The 17,840-nt window shown below is 68.4% G+C and carries 12 protein-coding genes and 1 riboswitch; of the genes, 5 read left to right on the top strand and 7 right to left on the bottom strand.

Translation table 11 applies throughout. The annotated features are described in order from the left end of the window. Window positions 1-73 precede the first annotated feature (73 nt). The 7 genes from ACZ7SW_RS31255 to ACZ7SW_RS31225 all read right to left on the bottom strand — a co-directional run bounded on the left by ACZ7SW_RS31255 (window position 74) and on the right by ACZ7SW_RS31225 (window position 8,954). A complete protein-coding gene (locus ACZ7SW_RS31255) occupies window positions 74-1,240 on the bottom strand; it encodes an acyl-CoA dehydrogenase family protein (protein ID WP_470233942.1) in 1,167 nt (388 codons plus the stop codon). After that, a complete protein-coding gene (locus ACZ7SW_RS31250; RefSeq protein ID WP_470233941.1) occupies window positions 1,237-3,189 on the bottom strand; it encodes an acetyl/propionyl/methylcrotonyl-CoA carboxylase subunit alpha in 1,953 nt (650 codons plus the stop codon). The genes ACZ7SW_RS31255 and ACZ7SW_RS31250 overlap by 4 nt, the downstream gene beginning before the upstream one ends. A gap of 5 nt (window positions 3,190-3,194) precedes the next feature. Continuing rightward, the gene (locus ACZ7SW_RS31245) at window positions 3,195-4,796 is read right to left on the bottom strand and encodes an acyl-CoA carboxylase subunit beta (RefSeq protein ID WP_470233940.1); all 1,602 of its coding nucleotides are present in this window, start codon (window positions 4,794-4,796) and stop codon (window positions 3,195-3,197) included. Then, on the bottom strand, window positions 4,793-5,986 hold the full coding sequence (locus tag ACZ7SW_RS31240) for an acyl-CoA dehydrogenase family protein (protein WP_470233939.1): 1,194 nt from the start codon (window positions 5,984-5,986) through the stop codon (window positions 4,793-4,795). Before ACZ7SW_RS31240 ends, ACZ7SW_RS31245 begins: the two co-directional genes overlap by 4 nt. Next, a complete protein-coding gene (locus ACZ7SW_RS31235; RefSeq protein ID WP_470233938.1) occupies window positions 5,941-7,635 on the bottom strand; it encodes an acyclic terpene utilization AtuA family protein in 1,695 nt (564 codons plus the stop codon). The genes ACZ7SW_RS31240 and ACZ7SW_RS31235 overlap by 46 nt, the downstream gene beginning before the upstream one ends. Continuing rightward, window positions 7,632-8,423: a TIGR03084 family metal-binding protein gene (locus ACZ7SW_RS31230; RefSeq protein WP_470233937.1), complete on the bottom strand. Its 792-nt coding sequence runs from the start codon at window positions 8,421-8,423 to the stop codon at window positions 7,632-7,634. The genes ACZ7SW_RS31235 and ACZ7SW_RS31230 overlap by 4 nt, the downstream gene beginning before the upstream one ends. A 165-nt stretch (window positions 8,424-8,588) precedes the next feature. After that, complete coding sequence (locus tag ACZ7SW_RS31225; RefSeq protein ID WP_470233936.1) at window positions 8,589-8,954, bottom strand: VOC family protein; 366 nt, start codon at window positions 8,952-8,954, stop codon at window positions 8,589-8,591. 81 nt (window positions 8,955-9,035) lie between these two features. Between ACZ7SW_RS31225 and ACZ7SW_RS31220 the strand changes: the two genes are divergently transcribed. The 5 genes from ACZ7SW_RS31220 to metE all read left to right on the top strand — a co-directional run bounded on the left by ACZ7SW_RS31220 (window position 9,036) and on the right by metE (window position 17,663). Beyond that, window positions 9,036-9,869: an enoyl-CoA hydratase-related protein gene (locus tag ACZ7SW_RS31220; RefSeq protein WP_470233935.1), complete on the top strand. Its 834-nt coding sequence runs from the start codon at window positions 9,036-9,038 to the stop codon at window positions 9,867-9,869. Further along, window positions 9,866-10,477: an acetoacetate decarboxylase family protein gene (locus tag ACZ7SW_RS31215; RefSeq protein WP_470233934.1), complete on the top strand. Its 612-nt coding sequence runs from the start codon at window positions 9,866-9,868 to the stop codon at window positions 10,475-10,477. The genes ACZ7SW_RS31220 and ACZ7SW_RS31215 overlap by 4 nt, the downstream gene beginning before the upstream one ends. Window positions 10,478-10,693: 216 nt before the next feature. Continuing rightward, window positions 10,694-13,675 carry a ribonucleoside-diphosphate reductase subunit alpha gene (locus ACZ7SW_RS31210; protein ID WP_470233933.1) on the top strand — a complete coding sequence of 994 codons (2,982 nt, stop codon included), beginning with the start codon at window positions 10,694-10,696 and terminating at the stop codon, window positions 13,673-13,675. A 14-nt stretch (window positions 13,676-13,689) separates the two neighbouring features. Beyond that, window positions 13,690-14,763: a ribonucleotide-diphosphate reductase subunit beta gene (locus ACZ7SW_RS31205; RefSeq protein ID WP_470233932.1), complete on the top strand. Its 1,074-nt coding sequence runs from the start codon at window positions 13,690-13,692 to the stop codon at window positions 14,761-14,763. Window positions 14,764-15,078: 315 nt separating this feature from the next. Then, a riboswitch (cobalamin riboswitch) is annotated at window positions 15,079-15,299 on the top strand. A gap of 90 nt (window positions 15,300-15,389) precedes the next feature. Continuing rightward, window positions 15,390-17,663, top strand: coding sequence for a 5-methyltetrahydropteroyltriglutamate--homocysteine S-methyltransferase (gene metE / locus ACZ7SW_RS31200; RefSeq protein WP_470233931.1), 2,274 nt, complete (start codon window positions 15,390-15,392; stop codon window positions 17,661-17,663). Window positions 17,664-17,840: the final 177 nt, after the last annotated feature.

Raw genomic sequence — 17,840 nt, 5'->3', positions numbered from 1 at the left:
ACCGGCACGATCCTCGCCCGCACCTCGCGGCCGGGCACCCGACCGCCGACCCACCTCATGACTTCACCACTGCTCAGTACGACTTCGGCAGCCCAAGGCTGTGCTGCCCCACGAAATTCAGCACCATCTCCCGGCTCACCGGCGCGATCCGGCCCAACCGCACGGCCGTCACCAAACTCCCCAGGCCGTACTCGGTCGCCAGGCCGTTGCCACCATGCGTCTGCACCGCCTGGTCGACCGCGCGGATCGCCACCTCCGCCGCCGCGTACTTCGCCATATTCGCCGACTCGCCGGAGGCGAAATCATCACCCGCGTCGTACAGCGAAGCGGCCTTCTGCGTCATCAGTTTCGCCAGCTCAAGCTCGATTTTCACCTGCGCGAGCGGATGCGCGAGCCCCTGGTGCGACCCGATCGGCGCGCCCCACACCTGCCGCTCGTTCGCGTACCCGACCGCCTTGTCCAGGGCGTACCTCGCGGTTCCCAGCGAGAACGACGCGCCCATGATGCGTTCCGGGTTCAGGCCGGCGAACAGCTGCGCGATCGCCGCGTCCTCCTCGCCCACCAGGGCTTCCGCGGGCAGGCGCACGTCGTCCAGGAACAGGGAGAACTGGTTTTCCGGCGCGACGATGTCCATGTCGATCTTCGTGAACTCGAACCCGGGCGTGTCCGTCGGCACCACGAACAGCGCCGGCTTCAGGCGGCCGGTCTTCGCGTCCTCGGTGCGGCCGACGACGAGCACCGCGTCCGCCTCGTCGACTCCCGAGATGAACACCTTGCGACCGGACAGCACCCAGTCGCCGCCGTCGCGGCGGGCGGTCGTCGTGATCTTGTGCGAGTTGGATCCGGCGTCCGGTTCGGTGATCGCGAAGACGATTTTCTTGCTGCCGTCCGCGATTCCGGGCAGCCACTGCTTCTTCTGGTCCGGCGTGCCGAAGCGCGAAAGCACCGTCCCGACGATCGCCGGCGACACCACCATCAGCAGCAGCGGCGAGCCCGCGGCGGCGAATTCTTCCAGCACCGCGGCGAGATCCGCGATCCCCGCTCCCCCGCCGCCGTATTCCTCCGGCAGGTTCACGCCGAGGTAGCCGAGCCGTCCGGCCTCGTCCCACAGCTCGTCGGTCTTCTCGCCCGCGCGGGCCTTCTTCGCGTAGTAGTCGTGCCCGTATTTGCCCGCCAGATCGGCCGCGGCCTTCCGCAGCGCCAGCCGCTCTTCGGGCTCAATGAAATTCATCGCGTTCATTCGGTCTCTCCCACCACAGCCAGCACCGCGCCTACCTCGACCTGTTGCCCGACCTCGACCGGCAGTTCGGCGACCACGCCGTCCGCCGGGGCCGAGATCCGGTGTTCCATCTTCATCGCTTCCAGCCACAGCAACGGATCGCCCGCCCGCACGCTGTCCCCGGCGGACACCGCGAGCCGCACGACGGTGCCCGGCATCGGCGCGAGCAGCGACCCCGCGGCCAGTGCCGAATCGGGATCGGCGAACCGCGGCTCGGCGGTCAGCGCCACCGCGCCCAGCGGTGAATCCACATAGGACACTGAACCGCGCCGGGCCACCTCGAAGGTCCGGCGGACCCCGGCGATGTCGAGGACCACCTGGCCCGGCGTAGCGGCGACCAGGGCGGCATCGTCGTAGCCCTCGGCGCGCAGGCCGTCGCGGGTCAGCGAGTAGACGACCTCGTAACGGCTGTCTCCCTTGGCAAACACCTTGCGCTGACCGGCGGAGCGGACGTTGCGCCAGCCACTCGGCAGCCGTCCCAGAGTGGTGGCGGACGCCCGGTTCTCGGCGGCATCGGCGAGCGCGGCGGCCAACGCGGACCAGCGTTCGGTGTCCACAGTGGCCAGCGACGCGGCCAAGGTGTCCAGTCCATGCCGGTCGAAGAAAGCGGTATCCGTTTCCCCGGCGAGGAAAGCCTCGTGGCGAAGAATCCGGACCAGCAGGTCGCGGTTGGTCACCACGCCGTGGATCTTCGCTCCGGCCAAGGCACCGGCGAGGCGGCGCGCGGCTTCCGCCCGAGTCGGTGCCCACGTGATGACTTTCGCCAGCATCGGGTCGTAGTGGACGCCGATGACCGACCCGGATTCCACCCCGGAATCCAGGCGCAGCCCGGCTCCGTGGGTGAATTCTCGGTCCACACCGGACACTTCGAAGGTGTGCAGCGTCCCGCTCTGCGGTTGCCATCCCGCCGAAGGATCTTCCGCGTAGAGGCGGACTTCGATCGAATGCCCGTTGGCGGCAGGAGGTTCGGCTGGCAACCGAGCGCCCTCGGCCACCGAAAGCTGCAGCGCGACCAGATCCAGTCCGGTGACGTTCTCCGTCACCGGATGCTCGACCTGAAGCCGCGTGTTCATCTCCAGGAAGTAGAACCGGCCGTCCGGACCGGCCAGGAACTCGACGGTTCCCGCACCGACGTAGTCGATCGCCTGCGCGGCTTTGCGCGCCGCGTCGAACAGTTCGGCCCGCATGGCATCGTCCACAAAGGGCGACGGCGCTTCTTCGACCACCTTCTGGTGCCGACGCTGGATGGAGCACTCCCGCTCCCCCACCGCCCAGACCGTGCCGTGTGTATCGGCGAGCACCTGGACCTCGATGTGCCGTCCGGTCTCGAGGTAGCGCTCGCAGAACACCGTCGGATCACCAAAAGCCGACCCGGCTTCGGCGCGGGCGCTCTCCACGGCTTCAGCCAACTCGTCCAACGCACGCACGACACGCATGCCGCGACCGCCGCCCCCGGCGGAAGCCTTCACCAGCAACGGAAGATCGGCCTCAGTCACCGACGACGGGTCCAATTCGGACAGCACCGGCACCCCGGCGGCGGCCATCAGCCGTTTGGACTCCACCTTGGAGCCCATGGTCTCGATCGCCGCCGGTGGCGGGCCGATCCAGGTCAGGCCAGCGTCGAGCACCGCGCGGGCGAAACCGGCGTTCTCGGAGAGGAAGCCGTACCCGGGATGGACCGCGTCGGCCCCGGCGTCCGCCGCGGCTTTGACGATCAGTTCGCCGCGCAGATACGTCTCGCCCGGCGCGTTGCCCGGCAGCCGGACCGCGACGTCGGCTTCCCGTGCGTGCGGGGAACCGGCGTCCGCGTCGGAGAACACCGCGACCGTGCCGATTCCGGCGTCCCGGCAGCTGCGGAACACCCGGCGGGCGATTTCGCCCCGGTTGGCGACCAGCAGATTCTGGATCATGGCCCTCACATCCGGAAGACGCCGAAGCCGCCTTCGACGCCCTTCACTGGTCCGTTGTGGATCGCCGACAGGCTCAGCCCGAGCACCGTGCGGGTGTCGCGCGGGTCGATGATGCCGTCGTCGTAAAGCATGCCGGAGAGGAACATCGGCATCGATTCCGCCTCGATCTGGTTCTCCACCATGGCGCGCATCGCGGCGTCGTTTTCCTCGCTGTACTCCTGGCCCCGGCTCGCCGCCGCGGCACGGGCCACAATGGACAGCACCCCGGCCAGCTGCGCCGGGCCCATCACCGCGGACTTCGCGCTCGGCCAGGCGAACAGGAACCGCGGATCGTAGGCCCGGCCGCACATTCCGTAGTGCCCGGCCCCGTAGGACGCTCCCATGAGGACGGACAGATGCGGCACCTTCGAGTTCGACACCGCGTTGATCATCAATGCGCCGTGCTTGATGATGCCGCTCTGCTCGTATTCCTTGCCGACCATGTAGCCGGTCGTGTTGTGCAGGAACACCAGCGGCGTGTCGATCTGGTTGGCCAGCTGGATGAACTGCGCGGCCTTCTGCGATTCCTCGCCGAACAGCACGCCCTGGGCGTTCGCCAGGATTCCCACCGGATAGCCGTGGATGCTCGCCCATCCGGTGACCAGGCTCGGCCCGTACAGCGGCTTGAACTCGTCGAAGTCCGAACCGTCCACGACGCGCGCGATCACCTCGCGCGGGTCGAAGGGGACCTTCAGGTCGGTGGGCACGATGCCCAGCAGGTCTTCGGCGTCGAACACCGGTTCGGCGTAGTCCGGTTTGGCCACCGGGCCCTGCTTGGTCCAGTTGAGCCGCTTGATGATGCTGCGGCCGAGGCGGATCGCGTCCTCCTCGTCCACGGCGAGGTAATCGGCGAGCCCGGACGTCCGCGCGTGCATTTCCGCGCCGCCGAGGGACTCGTCGTCGGATTCCTCGCCGGTCGCCATCTTGACCAGCGGCGGGCCGCCGAGGAACACCTTCGCGCGTTCCTTCACCATCACGACGTAATCGGACATGCCGGGCAGGTACGCACCGCCCGCGGTCGAGTTGCCGAACACCAGCGCGACAGTCGGCACCTTCGCCGCCGAGGACCTCGTCAGATCACGGAAGACCCGGCCGCCGGGGATGAAGATTTCCTTCTGCGTAGGAAGATCAGCGCCGCCGGACTCGACCAGGTTGATCACCGGAAGCCGGTTCTGCGCCGCGATGTCCGCCGCCCGGAACGATTTCTTCGTCGTCCACGGGTTGCTCGCGCCGCCCTTGACCGTCGGGTCGCTGGCCGAAATCAGGCATTCGACGCCCTCCACGACGCCGATCCCGGTGATCACGCTCGCGCCGACCTTGTAGTCCGAGCCCCACGCGGCCAGCGGCGACAGCTCCAGGAACGGCGAATCCTCGTCCAGCAACAGTTCGATCCGCTCGCGCGCCAGCAGTTTCCCGCGCTTGCGATGCCGTTCGACGTACTTTTCCCCGCCGCCGGCGACCGCCTTGGCCTGCTCGGCGTCGATCTCCGCGAGCTTCTCCAGCATCGCCTCGCGGTTCGCGGCGAACTCTTCGGCCCGGGTGTCCACTGTGGACCTGATAGTGGTCATGCGGTGTATCCCAATCGCTTCGCGGCCAGTCCGGTCAGGATTTCGGTGGTGCCGCCGCCGATACCGAGAATGCGGACGTCGCGGTAGTGCCGCTCCACTTCGGACTCGCGCATGTAGCCGAGCCCGCCGTGCAGCTGCACCGCCTCGTTCACGACCCATTCAGCGGTCTGCACCGCGGTGTTTTTCGCGAAACACGCCTCGGCGATCACTTCTTCGCCGGACACGTGCCGGATCGCGACCTGCCGGGCATACGTCCGCGCGACGTCGACCTTGCAGGCCATCTCGGTGAGCTTGTGCTGCACCAGCTGCCGCGAGATCAGCGGACGCCCGAACGTCTCGCGCATCCGGCACCAGTCCACCGTCAGCTCCAATGCCCGCTGCGCGTGCGCATACGCCTGCACCGCCAGCGAGAGCCGTTCGGTCACGAACTGCGTGGCCACCTGCGCGAATCCGCTGTTCTCCGCGCCGATCAAGTTCTCCGCCGGAACACGAACGTCCACATAAGACAGTTCTGCGGTGTCCGAAGCCGCCCAGCCCATCTTCTCCAGCTTGCGCGACACCGTGAACCCTGGCGTCCCGCGCTCGACCACGATCAGCGAAAGGCCGTGCGCGCCAGCTTCGCCGGTTCGGACCACAGTGGTCACGAAGTCCGCACGACAGCCAGAGGTGATAAAAGTCTTGGCCCCGTTGATCACATACTCGTCGCCCTCGCGCACCGCCGTGGTGCGGATCCCGGCGACGTCGGAACCGCCGTCCGGCTCGGTGACCGCCAGCGAGCCGATCTTCTCGCCTTCGAGAGTCGGCCGCACCCAGCGTTCGATCTGCACCGGGTCGCCGGCCTCGGCGATGTGCGGCACCGCGATCCCACAGGTGAACAGCGACGCGAACAGCCCGCCGGACCCGCCCGCGTAGTGCATTTCCTCAGCGACCACGAGCGCGTCGAGATAGTTGCCGTCGCCGCCGCCCGCGGACTCGGGGAACGCGACTCCGAGCAGGCCCAGCTGTCCCGCCTTGCGATGCAGTTCGCGCGGCAGTTCCCCGGCCCGCTCCCAGTCGTCCAGGTGCGGCAGCACGTCCTTCTCCACGAACCTGCGCACCGTCGCGCGCAGTTCGGTGCGTTCCGGCGTCCGGAACGGATCCACGGTCACAGCAGCGCCTCCGGGACGTCGAGTTCGCGCGCCCGAAGCCATTCGCCGAGCGCCTTCGCCTGGGGGTCGAACCTGGCCTGCGAAGCGACGCCGTCGCCGAGAATGCCCTCGACCACGAAGTTCATCGCCCACAGATTCGGCAGCAGATGCCGGGTGACCGGCAGTCCTTCGGTTTCCGGCAGCAACCGGCGGAATTCCCCGACAGTCAGCCGATGCACGAGCCAGCGCCACGCTTCCTCGGACCGCACCCACACCCCGAGGTTCGCGTTGCCGCCCTTGTCCCCGCTGCGCGCTCCGGCGACGAGCCCCAGCGGAACCCGCCGTGCCTTCTCCACCGGCAACGGTTCCGGCAGCGCTGGTTCGTCCACTTCGGACAGTTCAAGAGTCTCGGAAGCGGGCGCGATGTCCACCTTGGACCCGTCGGGCAGCACCGCGACATGCGGAACGGCACCAGCGGACACAAAGGCCGCTGAGTAGACCCCGAACGGCGACGCGTCCGAAGGCGGTGCGGTGACGTGGAATCCCGGGTAGCTCGCCAGCGCCAGCTCAATCGCCGCTCCGCTGAACGCGCGTCCGGCGATCTTCGGATCGTTGTCCTTCACCGCGACGTGCAGCAACGCGCTGGCGCGTTCCTCAGTGTCGGCGTCCGCGTGATCGGTGCGAGCGAGCGTCCATCGGACGTCGGCCGGCGGACGCTTCGCCAGCGCGCCTTCCAGCTGCTCCCGCACCAGCGCGGCTTTCTCCTCGATGTCCAGTCCAGTAAGGACGAACGTCGTCTCGTTCCGGAAACCGCCGAGCCGGTTGAGGCACACCTTCAACGTCGGCGGCGGCGCTTCCCCGCGAACCCCGCTGATCCGCACCCGATCCGGCCCGTCGTCCGACAGCGACAGTGTGTCGAACCGTGCCGTCACATCAGGATTCGCATACCGCGCACCGGTGATCTCGTACAGCAGCTGCGCCGTGACAGTTCCAGTATTGACCACGCCACCGGTTTCCGGATGCTTCGTGATCACGCTGGAGCCGTCCGCGTGGATCTCCGCGAGCGGGAATCCCGGCAGGCCGATCGGCTGTTCGCGGAAGAACGAGTAGTTGCCGCCAGTCGCCTGTGCGCCGCATTCGATGACATGGCCCGCCGCGACCGCTCCGGCGAGCGCGTCGTAGTCGTCACGGGCCCAGCCGAAGTGCGCCGCCGCCGGTCCGACGATCACCGACGCGTCCGTGACCCGACCGGTCACCACCACGTCCGCACCGGCCTTGAGACATTCCGCGATCCCCCACGCGCCGAGATAAGCGTTGGCAGTCAACGGTTTCTCGAACCCGAACTCATCCGCACGCGCGATCAGGTCGTCGCCCTCGACGTGCGCGACGCGGACCTCGAGACCGAGCTTCGCGGCCAGTTCCCGCAGCGCGTCGGCGAGCCCGGCCGCGTTGAGCCCGCCCGCGTTCGCGACGATCCGGACGCCCTTGTCCTTCGCCAGGCCGAGGTTCTCCTCCATCTGCCGGAGGAACGTCTTGGCGTAGCCGCGGGCCGGGTCCTTCATCCGGTCGCGGCCGAGGATGAGCATGGTCAGCTCGGCGAGATAGTCGCCGGTCAGTACGTCGAGCGGGCCGCCGGTCAGCATTTCCCGCACGGCGGAGAACCGGTCGCCGTAGAACCCGGACGCGTTCCCGACGCGCAACGGCGCGCTCACGCGAACTGCCCCGGCTCGCGCCCCGCCCCGGGCGGCCCGGCGAACGCCTGCGCGATCCCCAGCCATTCCTCGACGTCCGCGCCGGTCGCGACCAGATCAGTGTCCGCCGGATGCCGCCGCTGCGTCGCGACCAGGCAGAAGTCGAGCGCACTGCCGGTCAGCCGCTGCTCCGCGTCCTCCGGGCCGAACGCCCACGTGCCGCCGTCCGGCGCGGTCAGCTCGACCCGGAATTCCTCGGTCGGCGGCGCGAGCGAGTGGAGTTTGTACGCGAAATCGCGCGTGCGCGTGCCGAACCGGGCGATGTGCCACAGCCGTTCGGTGGGCTCGCGCGTGACGCCGAGCGCGTCGGCGATGTCCTGGCCGTGCGCCCAGGTCTCCATCATCCGCGCGGACGCCATGGACGCCGCACTCATCGGCGGGCCGTACCACGGAAGCTTCTGTCCCTCCGGCACCGCGGCGAGCGCTTCGGCCAACGCGGCCCGTCCCGCGCGCCACTGCGCCAGCAGCTCGTCCGGCGGCAGCTGGGCACCTTCCTCAGCACCCGCGTCGACGTAGTTTTCGCCGATGCTCAACAGGTTTTCGACCTCGGACTGCCAGTCCTCCGGCCGGCTCGCGGAGATCAGCGATTTGCCGTCGGTCCACGCCAGATGCGCGACCTGATGCGCGATGCTCCAGCCGGGCGCCGGCGTCGGCCGCGCCCACCCGTCGGCGGGCAACCCGGCGACCAGGTCGTCGACCGCCTGCGATTCGGCCGCGAGATCCCGGAGAATCCCCGCGAGATCAGCCATTCCTGCGCCTCCCTGCGTCCGCCGCACCACCTCGTGCGGGACCCAGCGTGGACCCTGCCCCCGGAAAAATCAAGCGCGCCTGATTGTTTTGTCCCCGGCCCCAAGTCCGTGAGGGGAACCCAGACGGAATCAGAGTCCCTCAGGGTTCCCTTAACGGACAGCGGGTCAGCCGTGCGCGGTGTCGATCACGCAGAACCGGTTGCCTTCCGGGTCGGCCAGCACCACGAAATCCGGATCCTCCGGATAGTGCGGCCAATCCACCCGCCGCGCCCCCAGCCCCACCAGCCGCGAAACCTCCGCCTCCTGGTCCGCGGCGTCCCCCGCGTACAGGTCCAGATGCACCCGCGGCACCTCCTGCACCGGCACCGAACTCCGCTGGAACGCCATCCCCGGCCCCGCGCCGTCAGGAGGCAGCAGCACCACGAAATCCGTCGCGTCGTCCCGCCGCGCGTACCCCAGCGCGTCGCTCCAGAACGCGACCGCGCGCTCCATGTCCTCGACTCCCAGCACCACCGTGCCCAGCTTCAGCATGCTCCGAGCATGCCCAAGCCGCGGCCGCCCAAGCCTTATTGACGCATTGAAAATAAGGCCACGGCGCCCTACCGTCCTCCCATGGACTCCTATGCGGAGATCACCTGCGAGGTCGCCGCCAAGGTCGCGACCGTCCTGCTCGACCGGCCCGAAGCCCGCAACGGCTACACGATCCGGATGGCCGACGAACTCGCCCACGCCCTCGACCGGGCCGATCGCGACGAGGACGTCCGTGCGGTCGTGCTCGGGACCACCGGCCGGGATTTCTCCGTCGGGGCCGATCTCTCGTCCGGCGGATTCGACTTCGGCGACCGTCCGCCGGACGACTGGCAGGAACCCGCGGGCCGGGTGTCGAAGCGGATCTTCACCATGAACAAACCGGTGCTCGCCGCGTTGCGCGGGGCGTCCGTCGGCGCGGGGATCACCATCACGCTCTCCTGCGACTACCGGTTCGCCTCGACCGATTCCAAGTTCGGCTTCGTCTTCACCCGCCGCGGGATCTACCCCGAGGGCGCGTCCGCGTGGTTCCTCCCCCGGCTCGTCGGGATGGGCGCGGCCGTCGACTGGATGGTCAGCGGACGGCTCTTCGGACCCGACGAAGCGCTCCAGTCCGGGCTCGTCCACCAGATCCACGACGCCGGCGACGTCCTGAGCCAGGCCCAAGCCAAGGCCCGGGAAATCGCCGAGACGACCGCCCCCGTCGCGGTGGCAGTCACCCGGCAGCTGCTCTACCGGATGGCCTCGGCCCCGTCGCCGTTCGACGTCCACCAGGTGGACTCGAAGCTCATCTCCCGACTGGGCTCGAACCCCGACGCCGTCGAAGGCATCGCTTCCTTCTTCCAGAAACGCCCGCCCGAGTTCCCGTTGCGAGTGGACCGCGATCTGCCGCCGTACTTGCCATGGATGAGCGAATGACCGAGTACCCGCCCGAACCGTGGCACCTCGCCGCCGACGCCCGCATCTCGATGTGGCGGGTCCCCGTCGACGAACTGCCCGCGCTTCCCGCTGGAGCCGAACCACTGCTCCTGGGCGACCAGGCCGCCGTCTTCACCGCCTGGATCGACTACCTGCCGTCCGGCCAGCTGAGCTACCACGAACTCCTCTCCTGCGTCGCCGTGCGCGGTCGCGGGCTCGCCGCGTCGATCACCGGCATCTGGGTCGACAGCGAGATCTCGCGCGTGGGCGGGCGCGAGCTGTGGGGCATCCCGAAGGAACTGGCAACCTTCGCCTTCACCGGCGGGCGCACCTTCACCGCCGCGACCTCCGACGACTGGATCGCCACCGCCGCCTTCACCCCGCGCGTCGGGCTCCCGATCACCCTCCCGGTACGCTTCGAGATCGCGCAAGACCGCGGCGGCAGCCCGCTGCGTACCCCGGTCGAGTGGCGCGCGAAACCGCGCGCGGCGGCCGCGGACTGGTCGGTCAATCCGGCCGGGCCGCTGGGCTTCCTGGCCGGGAAACGGCCCGTGGCCAGTGCGGCACTGGGCGCCACGAAGCTCCGCTTCGGATCTTGCCCTCGGTGATCGGATAACCCGCCAGGGTGAGAGTGACACGCCATACCTTGGGGCCCGTGCGAGCCCCCACCCCAACATGTAGTCTCTGGGAACCGGCAGCCCCCAGCGACGGGGAGACCGCTTGAGGAGGGCGGCCGGGCTGTTTCGCCGAAACCGCAGCGCATGGCCTTGATCGGCCGTGTGCCGCTCGAACGCGCCCATTTCGAGGAACTGTTGGAGACACGCATGTCAGTGGAAACCGGTCAGCGGCCGCCGTCGGCGGCGGAGGGGGCCCCGAGCGCGGTCCGCGTCATCCGGCGGGACGGAAGCGTCTCGCCCTTCGACGCGGGCAAGATCTCGGTGGCGCTGACCAAGGCCTTCCTCGCGGTCGAGGGCGGCGACGCCGCCGCGTCCTCCCGCGTGCACCACGTGGTCGCGGAGCTGACCGGGCAGGTCGAGGCGGCTCTGCTGCGCCACACCGGCCCGGAGACCCCGCTGCACATCGAGCAGATCCAGGACCAGGTCGAACTCGCCCTGATGCGCGGCGAGCACCACAAGGTCGCCCGCGCCTACGTCCTCTACCGCGACGAGCGCAAGAAGGCCCGCGAGGCCGCGGCGCCCGCGCACGCCGAGGTCGCGCTGAGCGTCAAGGGCGCCGACGGATCGCTGCGTCCGCTCGACTGGGCGCGCGTCTCGCACGTCGTCGGCGAGGCTGTCGCCGGGCTTGAGGACGTCTCCGCCGAACCGGTGCTGGCCGAGGCCAAGCGCAACCTCTACGACGGCATCACCGCCGACGAACTGGCGCTCGCGCAGATCATGGCCGCGCGCGTGCTCGTCGAGCAGGAGCCGAACTACTCGTTCGTGTCCGCCCGGCTGCTGCTGGACAAACTGCGCGGCGAAGCGCTGAGCTACCTCGCCGGCACCCCGCGCCAGGCCAGCCAGGACGAGATGGCGGGCGAGTATCCCGCGTACTTCCGCGCCTACCTGCGCCGCGCGGTCGAACTGGAACTGGTCGACGGCGAGTTGCTGGGCTTCGACCTGGACAAGATCACCGCCGCTATTCACGCCGAGCGCGACCTCGACTTCGGCTTCCTCGGCCTGCAGACGCTGTACGACCGGTACTTCCAGCACCACAACGGCGTGCGGTTCGAGCTGCCGCAGGCGTTCTTCATGCGCGTCGCGATGGGCCTGGCGATCCGCGAGGACAACCGCGAAGCCCGCGCCATCGAGTTCTACGAGCTGCTGTCGACGTTCCACTTCATGGCGTCCACCCCGACGCTGTTCAACAGCGGCACCAACCGCGCCCAGCTGTCGTCCTGCTTCCTGACCACGGTGGACGACGACCTGGACTCGATCTTCCAGGCGTACAAGAACAACGCGCTGCTGGCCAAGTACTCCGGCGGCCTCGGCAACGACTGGACCCCGGTCCGCGGCCTCGGCGCGCACATCAAGGGCACCAACGGCCAGTCCCAGGGCGTCGTGCCGTTCCTGAAGATCGCCAACGACACCGCGGTCGCGGTCAACCAGGGCGGCAAGCGCAAGGGCGCGGCCTGCGCCTACCTGGAGACCTGGCACGTCGACATCGAGGAATTCCTCGACCTGCGCAAGAACACCGGCGACGACCGGCGGCGCACGCACGACATGAACACCGCCAACTGGGTCCCGGACGAGTTCCTGCGCCGCGTCGAGGCGAACGCCGAGTGGACGCTGTTCTCGCCGAACGAGACGCCGGACCTGCACGACCTCTACGGCAACGCGTTCGCGCAGCGCTACCGCGAGTACGAGGCGGCCGCCGCGCGCGGCGAGATCAAGGTGTTCCGCAAGGTCCGCGCGGTCGAGCTGTGGCGGCGGATGCTGACCATGCTGTTCGAGACCGGCCACCCGTGGATCACCTTCAAGGACCCGTGCAACCTGCGTTCGCCGCAGCAGCACGTGGGCGTCGTGCACTCGTCGAACCTGTGCACCGAGATCACGCTGAACACGAACACCGAAGAGGTCGCGGTCTGCAACCTCGGCTCGGTGAACCTGCTCAAGCACGTCACGCCTTCCGGGCTGGACACCGAGCGGCTCGAGAAGACCGTGCGCACCGCGGTTCGCATGCTCGACAACGTGATCGACATCAACTTCTACACGATCCCGGAGGCGCGCCGTTCCAACCTGCGCCACCGTCCGGTCGGCCTGGGCATCATGGGCTTCCAGGACGCGCTGTTCGAACTGGGCGTGCCGTTCGCGTCGAAGGAAGCGGTGAAGTTCGCCGACGTCTCGATGGAGCACCTCTCCTACTACGCGATCTCGGCCTCGACCGACCTCGCGCAGGAGCGCGGCCAGTACCAGACGTTCGAGGGTTCCTTGTGGAGCAAGGGAATCCTGCCGATCGACTCGATGCAGCTGCTGATCGACGCCCGCCAGGGCGACGGCCTCGACGTGGACACCTCCACGACGCTGGACTGGGCCCCGCTGCGCGAGCGCGTCAAGACCGTCGGCATGCGCAACTCGAACGTGATGGCGATCGCGCCGACCGCGACGATCTCCAACATCTCCGGCGTCGGCCAATCGATCGAGCCGCTGTTCCAGAACCTGTACGTCAAGTCGAACATGTCCGGCGACTTCACGGTTGTGAACCCGCACCTGGTCAAGAGCCTGAAGGCGCGCGGCCTGTGGGACGAGGTCATGGTCAGCGACCTGAAGTACTTCGACGGCAGCCTCGGCCAGATCGACCGCGTGCCGGACGACCTCAAGGCGCTGTACGCGACCGCCTTCGAGATCGAGTCGAAGTGGATCGTGGACGCCGGTTCGGTGCGGCAGAAGTGGATCGACCAGGCGCAGTCGCTGAACCTGTACATCGCGGCTCCGAGCGGGCGCAAGCTCGACGAGCTGTACCGCTACGCCTGGCACAAGGGTCTCAAGACCACGTACTACCTGCGGGCGCAGTCCGCGACGCACGTGGAGAAAAGCACCCTGCGCGGCACCGACGGCAAGCTGAACGCCGTCTCCGCCACCCCGGCCCCGGCCGCTCCGGCTGCCGCTGCCCCGGCCGCCGCGCCTTCCGCGGCGCCGTCGCCCTCGCCGTCCGCCGCGGTTCCGGCCGCCTCCCCCGCGCCGTCGCCGTCGCCCGCCGCGGCGGTCCCGGCGGAGCCGAAGGAGATGCCGAAGACCGACGTCGACTTCGTCGCCACCGAGGGCGCCGCCTGCCGGATCGACGACCCCGACTGCGAAGCCTGCCAGTAAGGAATCCCTGAACCATGACGAACGTGGAAACGACGGACGCGACCGGCCTCGGCGAGATCGAGGTCGGCGCGGCCCGGATCAACGTCGACGACAAGCGGATGATCAACGCGCGCGCCGACGTCAACCAGCTGCTGCCGATGAAGTACCGGTGGGCGTGGGACAAGTACCTCGCGGCGTGCAACAACCACTGGATGCCGACCGAGGTCGCGATGCAGGCCGACATCGCGCTGTGGAAGTCGCCGGACGGCCTCACCGAGGACGAGCGGCAGATGCTCAAGCGCAACCTCGGCTTCTTCGCCACGGCGGAGTCCTTGGTGGCCAACAACATCGTGCTCGCGGTGTACCGGCAGATCACCAACCCGGAGTGCCGCCAGTACCTGCTGCGCCAGGCCTTCGAGGAGGCCGTCCACACGCACACCTTCCAGTACATCTGCGAAAGCCTCGGCCTGGTCGAGGGCGAGCTGTTCAACATGTACCGCGAGGTCCCGTCCATTTCGGACAAGGACGCGTGGGCGCTGAAGTACACGCAGAACCTGGAAAACCCGGACTTCGAGACCGGCACACCGGAAGCGGACCGGGCGTTCCTGCGCGATCTCGTGGCGTTCTACGTGATCTTCGAGGGCATGTGGTTCTACACCGGTTTCGCGCAGATCCTGTCGCTGGGCCGGCGGAACAAGATGGTCGGCATCGCCGAGCAGTACCAGTACATCCTGCGCGACGAGTCGATCCACCTGAACTTCGGCATCGACTGCATCAACCAGATCAAGATCGAGAACCCGCACCTGTGGACTGAAGAGTTTCAGGCCGAGGTGCGAGGAATGCTGCAGGACGCGTGCGAACTGGAAGTCAAGTACGCCCGCGACACCATGCCGCGCGGCATGCTCGGCCTGTCGGCGGACCTGTGCGAGCAGTACATGCACTTCATCACCGACCGGCGCGCACAGCAGATCGGACTGTCCCCGATCTACGGCGAGAACGAGAACCCGTTCCCGTGGATGTCGGAGGCGATGGACCTGAAGAAGGAAAAGAACTTCTTCGAAACCCGCGTCATCGAATACCAGTCCGGCGGCGCACTAGACTGGGACTGATCCACCCCCGAGGCACCCCCTGAAACTCGGCCACGCCTGCCAAGGCGTGGCCGAGTTCGTCTACCCCGGCAAAAACACCAGCCCAGCAACCCACAGCACCGTGCAGCCAGCCCCCACCCCGCACCCCGATACGAAGCCTCCCTGCGGTCTGGGGTTGCTTGTCAAGGCATCTTTCCCGCCTTGACAAGCAACCCCAGACCGTCAGCACAATCAAGCTTCGGGGTGCCCCCACGCAACAACGAGGAGCAACGTCGCCGCCAGGCGACGAGCCAACTCCCACCCTCCAAAACACCCCCACCTCGCACCAAACCCGCTAAACTCTCCCCCGCCACTGGTTCGCCAGGACGCAGCCGCGTCCCGGCGAGGCAACAGGGAACCCGGTGCGATTCCGGGACTGCCCCGCAGCGGTATGTGGGAACGAAAGCTGTCACCGCGAAAGCGGTAAAGCACTGGGCACCCCGCCCGGGAAGCGACAGCCGGTAGGCACGAGCGACCCGCCCACGAGTCCGAATACCTGCCAATGGCACGCACGCCGACGGCGTGCGTGAGTCCGGGCCTCGCGGGACAGGGCACCGACCGAAGCACGGCTTTCCGCGTGCCCGGACTCTTCCGGCGAGCACGTGAGGATGCATGCTGTGAACCCCCTCGGCACCACCGTTCTTGGCTACCCGCGAATCGGCCCAGCCCGAGAACTGAAACGGGCGCTGGAGTCCTACTGGGCAAGCAAGAGCACCGAACAAGAACTACTGGCCACCGGTCGACGGCTGCGCGAGCAGACCTGGACCACCCTCCACGACCAAGGCCTGGACTCAATCCCGTCCAGCACTTTCTCCCTCTACGACCAAGTACTGGACACCGCCGCACTGTTCGGCGCACTGCCGGAACGCTTCACCCGGCTAGGCATGTCCCCGCTGGACACCTACTTCGCCGCCGCACGCGGAGTCCCGGACGCCCCAGCGCTCGAAATGACGAAGTGGTTCGACACCAACTACCACTACCTAGTCCCGGAACTGGGCCCGGACTCCCGATTCGCACTCACCGGCACCGCACCGATCGACGAGGTGCGCGAGGCTCGCGCGCTCGGGATCACGCCGCGTCCGGTGCTCGTCGGACCGGTCACCTTCCTCTTGCTGGCCAAGGCGACCGAGCCCGGATTCAGTCCGCTGGAACTCCTCGACGAATTGCTGCCCGCGTACACCGAGTTGCTGGGCAAGCTGGCCGACGAGGGCGTCGAATGGGTACAACTGGACGAACCAGCGTTCGCCGCCGACCGGACGACTCCGGAGCTCAACGCACTCACTCGCGCATATCACTTGCTAGCCAAGGAAAAGCACCGGCCGAAGCTCCTCGTGGCCGGATACTTCGGCGGACTCGGCCGAGCACTGGGCGTACTGGCTCGCTCCCCCATCGAAGCGGTAGCCGTCGATCTCGTAACCGATGCATCCTTTGTGGACAAAGTCGCGACGGAAGGAGCGTTGCGAGACAAGGAGGTACTCGCCGGAGTCGTGGACGGCCGAAACGTCTGGCGAACCGATCCGGACGTCGCACTGGCCCGCGCAGCACGGCTGAAGAACACTGCAGCGCACGTGAGCGTATCGACGTCCTGCTCGCTGCTGCACGTGCCCTACGACGTGGAAGCGGAGACAAATCTCGCCCCACGGCTGAAGAACTGGCTCGCCTTCGCGCGGCAGAAGGTAGACGAGGTCGTCCTGCTCGGCCGAGCGCTAAACGGCGAGAACGTCGACCTCGGCCCGGCACAGGCCGCCGTCGCCGACCGAGCCCGGGCCGCCGAGCTGAACGACGCCGACGTCCGAACGCGCGTCGCAGCTCTCCAACCACAAGACATCGTCCGCACGCCATATGCCGAACGTGCTGCGGCCCAACAGAAGTCCCTGAACCTGCCCCCACTGCCGACCACCACGATCGGTTCCTTCCCGCAGACCGGCGAAGTCCGTCGAGCCCGCGCCGCACACCGCGCGGGCAAGCTCGACGACAACGGCTACCGAACCGCGATGCGCGCCGAGATCGAGCGCGTCGTGCGGCTGCAGGAAGACCTCGGTCTCGACGTCCTCGTGCACGGCGAACCCGAGCGCAACGACATGGTCCAGTACTTCGCCGAACAGCTGACCGGGTTCGCGGCGACGACGCTCGGCTGGGTCCAGTCGTACGGATCCCGCTGTGTCCGCCCGCCGATCCTGTTCGGCGACGTGTCCCGGCCGAAGCCGATGACCGTCGAATGGGCCCAGTACGCGCAAAGCCGCACCGACCGGCCGGTGAAGGGCATGCTGACCGGCCCGGTCACGATCCTGGCCTGGTCGTTCGTCCGCGACGACCAGCCGCTGGCCGACACCGCGCGCCAGGTCGCGCTGGCCGTCCGGGACGAGGTCGCGGACCTGGAGGCGGCCGGGATCCGGATCGTGCAGGTGGACGAACCCGCGTTGCGCGAACTGCTTCCGCTGCGCGCGGCGGACCGCGAGGCGTACTTCGACTGGGCGGTGCCCGCCTTCCGGCTGGCCACGTCCGGCGTCGCGGAAACCACTCAGATCCACACGCACATGTGCTACTCCGAGTTCGGCGACGTGCTGCCCGCGATCGACGCTCTCGACGCCGACGTCACGAGCATCGAGGCCGCCCGCTCGAAAATGGAGGTGCTCGCCGATCTGAACGAAGCGGGCTTCGGCCGCGGCGTCGGGCCCGGGGTGTATGACATCCACTCGCCGCGCGTGCCGGACCGGGACGAGGTGGCTGGTTTGGTGCGCACGGCGCTCGGCGCGGTTCCGGCGGAGCGGCTGTGGATCAACCCGGACTGCGGCCTCAAGACCCGTGGCTACGCCGAGGTCGAGCCGGCATTGCGGCATCTCGTCGGCGCGGCCCGGGAACTGCGCGCCGACCCTCGCTGACCTGACCGGTGCCGGGCGGCGCGGCCAGCCGCCCGGCACCGGCCCGAGGATCACCCGAACGGCACGCCCGCAAGTATTGTCACAGCGTCAATAACAGGGGACCGTGGAGGCGGCCGATACCCTGGCCGGGAGGTGGTCGCCATGGCGGACGTGACCGGAAAGACGGCAATCCCCGCG

It is taken from the genome of Amycolatopsis sp. NPDC114484, assembly GCF_055633755.1.
Note: the sequence above shows the minus strand (reverse complement) of the source record. Positions and strands in the feature narration are given on the sequence as shown.

Bases quoted from the DNA above. Each gene is read 5' to 3' on its own strand.
- ACZ7SW_RS31255 (WP_470233942.1), bottom strand. From the start codon at position 1,240: ATGAACGCGATGAATTTCATTGAGCCCGAAGAGCGGCTGGCGCTGCGG.
- ACZ7SW_RS31250 (WP_470233941.1), bottom strand. From the start codon at position 3,189: ATGATCCAGAATCTGCTGGTCGCCAACCGGGGCGAAATCGCCCGCCGG.
- ACZ7SW_RS31245 (WP_470233940.1), bottom strand. From the start codon at position 4,796: ATGACCACTATCAGGTCCACAGTGGACACCCGGGCCGAAGAGTTCGCC.
- ACZ7SW_RS31240 (WP_470233939.1), bottom strand. From the start codon at position 5,986: ATGGCTTCGGGCGCGCGAACTCGACGTCCCGGAGGCGCTGCTGTGACC.
- ACZ7SW_RS31230 (WP_470233937.1), bottom strand. From the start codon at position 8,423: ATGGCTGATCTCGCGGGGATTCTCCGGGATCTCGCGGCCGAATCGCAG.
- ACZ7SW_RS31225 (WP_470233936.1), bottom strand. From the start codon at position 8,954: ATGCTGAAGCTGGGCACGGTGGTGCTGGGAGTCGAGGACATGGAGCGC.
- ACZ7SW_RS31220 (WP_470233935.1), top strand. From the start codon at position 9,036: ATGGACTCCTATGCGGAGATCACCTGCGAGGTCGCCGCCAAGGTCGCG.
- ACZ7SW_RS31215 (WP_470233934.1), top strand. From the start codon at position 9,866: ATGACCGAGTACCCGCCCGAACCGTGGCACCTCGCCGCCGACGCCCGC.
- ACZ7SW_RS31210 (WP_470233933.1), top strand. From the start codon at position 10,694: ATGTCAGTGGAAACCGGTCAGCGGCCGCCGTCGGCGGCGGAGGGGGCC.
- ACZ7SW_RS31205 (WP_470233932.1), top strand. From the start codon at position 13,690: ATGACGAACGTGGAAACGACGGACGCGACCGGCCTCGGCGAGATCGAG.
- metE (WP_470233931.1), top strand. From the start codon at position 15,390: ATGCATGCTGTGAACCCCCTCGGCACCACCGTTCTTGGCTACCCGCGA.